Origin of the sequence: Gordonia sp. i37 (assembly GCF_002043085.1) — a bacterium.
Lineage (GTDB): Bacteria > Actinomycetota > Actinomycetes > Mycobacteriales > Mycobacteriaceae > Gordonia > Gordonia polyisoprenivorans.
Genome location: NZ_MVPX01000522.1, coordinates 1 through 2847, shown reverse-complemented (window position 1 = coordinate 2847; position 2847 = coordinate 1). Strand labels below are relative to the sequence as shown.

General features: G+C 66.3%; 2 protein-coding genes. Both read left to right on the top strand.

Going from position 1 to position 2847, the window contains the following annotated elements; genetic code table 11:
• On the top strand, window positions 1-1129 hold a 1129-nt coding region (locus tag B1964_RS25980), incomplete at its 5' end, for a styrene monooxygenase/indole monooxygenase family protein (protein WP_079931865.1).
• Window positions 1126-2847 (top strand): flavin reductase (locus tag B1964_RS25975; RefSeq protein ID WP_079931864.1); only part of this gene is annotated, 1722 nt, incomplete at its 3' end. The genes B1964_RS25980 and B1964_RS25975, both read left to right, overlap by 4 nt.

Genomic DNA, 2847 nt, shown 5'->3' with positions numbered 1-2847 from the left:
AACACCCGAACAGATCGCTGGCGGCAAGGTCAGTTCCAGCCAGTGCATGTTCGGATCCTCTCTGGCTCGCGAGGCCGCTCTGGGACTGGACTTCTGGGCAAAGGACTGTCCATCTGTCGAGGGCATCGGCTTCGCCGTACCCGGCCCGGACGGCACCCCGGCCTTCAGTTGGTCCTCACGCCTGGATCTGCCCGCCCAGTCGGTCGATCAACGCGTCAAGATGCCGAAGTTCATGGACGAGTTCGAGCGTCGCGGCGGCACACTTGTGATCGCCGCCGCCGATGTCGCAGCGCTTGAGAACTACGCCACCACCAGCGATCTGGTGATCGTCGCAGCAGGCAAGGGCGAGATCGCAAAGATGTTCGCCCGCGATGACGCCCGCTCGGTGCACACTGCACCCGCACGTGCCCTCGCCCTGACCTACGTCACCGGAATGCCTCCCCGCGAACCTTATTCGTCGGTCGCGTTCAACCTGATCCCGGGTGTCGGCGAGTACTTCGTATTCCCGGCACTGACCACCACCGGTCCGTGCGAGATCATGGTGATGGAGGGGATCCCCGGCGGGCCGATGGATTGCTGGGGTGACATATCGAGTCCCGCAGAGCATCTCGAACGCGCCAAGTGGGTCGTCGACACTTTCACCCCGTGGGAGTCGGCCCGCTCGGCACACATCGAACTGACCGACGCCAACGGCACCCTCGCCGGCCGGTTCCCGCCCACCATCCGACACGCAGTCGCGACACTGCCCTCAGGCGCGCCGGTCCTCGGCATGGCCGACGTGGTGGTGCTCAACGATCCGATCACCGGACAGGGCAGCAACAACGCCAGCAAGTGCGCCTCCTCGTATCTGGCCAGCATCCTCGAACACGGCGATGCACCGTTCGATGCGGCCTTCATGTCCGAAACCTTCGAACGTTACTGGGATTACGCCAAGTACGTCGTCGACTGGACCAACGCGCTGCTCTCGCCGCCGCCGGAGCACGTCCTGGCCTTGCTCGGTGGCGCCACCGGTGACAGCCGCATCGCCCGCCGCTTCGCCAACGGCTTCGACGACCCGCGTGACTTCTTCAACTGGTTCATGGACCCGGCGTTGGCCGCCTCGGAGTACCTGCAACCGGTGGCGTCATGAGCCGCAGGATCGCGATCGTCGGGGCGGGCCAGTCGGGCGCACTACTCGCGCTGGCCCTGCGCCGCGACGGCTACGACGTCACCTTGGCCACCGATCGCAGCGCCAATGACATCCGTACCGGCCCAGTACTTTCCAGCCAGTGCATGTTCTCTTCGGCATTGGCCATCGAATCCGATCTCGGACTCGATCACTGGCCCGGCGATGTGCCCGCGATCAACCGGATGGCGATCAGGGTCGCTCCGACGGGCGGCGGCACCCCGTCGCCTGCGGTGTCGTTGGTTGGCAAACTCGACGAGCATGCCGCGTCGCTGGATCAGCGACTCAAGTGCGCACGGTGGATCGACGACTTCACCGAACTCGGCGGCACGCTGCGCCTGGGCGAGGTCGGTACCGCCGAACTCGAGGAACTGAGCGAAACCCACGATCTGACCATCGCTGCCAGTGGCAAAGGCACACTCGCCCAGCTATTCTCGGTCGACGGCAACCGCACCGTCTACGACGCACCGCAGCGGGTGTCCACCCTGGTCTACGTCTCGGGAATGGATGTCGAAGAGACTGCGGAACTGACCATGACCGTGGTGCCCGGCGTCGGCGAGTGCCTGACGATGCCGGCGCTGACCGTCAGCGGGACGTGTCAGATCATCCTGATCGAGGCGGTACCAGGCGGTCCACTGGATCCGGCAAGCGAGCTGAGCACGGCAGCCGCGCGGCTCGACTACGTCACCAACGCACTGACCGAGCACTTCCCCGATATCGCCGCCCAGGCCGCCGACATCGCCCTCACCGACCTCAATGCGACGCTGCACGGTGCCGTCACCCCGACCGTGCGGCATCCGGTCGCACAGTTGTGCAACGGACGACGGGTACTCGGCATGGCCGACGTGGTGGTACTCAACGACCCGATCACCGGTCAGGGGAGCAACAATGCGGTGCACTCGGCCCACACCTATCACCAGGCGATCCTCGCGCGCGGCGACCGCCCGTTCGATGCCGCCTGGATGAACCGCACCTTCGAGAAGTATTGGCGCGGTTGGGGTCAGTGGTCCGTAGCGTGGACCAACAGCGTCCTCGGCGGCATCCCCGACCACATCGCGGCGGTGTTCGGCAATGCCTCGGAGTTGTCCACGGTCGCCGATGCGGTGGTTCGCGGATTCGACGATCCGCGCACCGTGCAGGGCTGGTGGTTCTCTGCCGACGAAGCCCAGCGACTGGTCGAGACCGCCCGCCGAGAGGCCAAGTCGGTGCTCAACCAGCGCGAACTGCGTCGGGCACTGGGCCAGTACGTCACCGGCGTCACGGTGATCACCGCAAAATCGCCTGAAGGCCGCAAGATCGGGCTCACCGCCAACTCGTTCACCTCGGTGTCCCTCGATCCGCCGCTGGTCTCGTTCTGCCCCGCCCGCACCGCGCCGAGCCTGGCCGATCTGACGGCGGCCGGACGGTTTGCGGTGAACATCCTCGCCGCCGACCAGCACGACCTGTCCCGACAGTTCGCCACGCCGTCGGACGACAAGTTCGCCGGGGTCGAGCATCGCGACGGCGTCGGCGGCACGCCACTGCTCGATCGCGTTGTCGCACAGTTCCAATGCCGCACCGTGGCGCGTGTGGACGCCGGCGATCACGTGATCTTCCTCGGCGAGATCGAGGAGTTCCCCGCACCCGGCGGCGACCCGCTGGTGTTCCATTCTGGCGGCTATCGCCTGGTCGCGACGCATCCC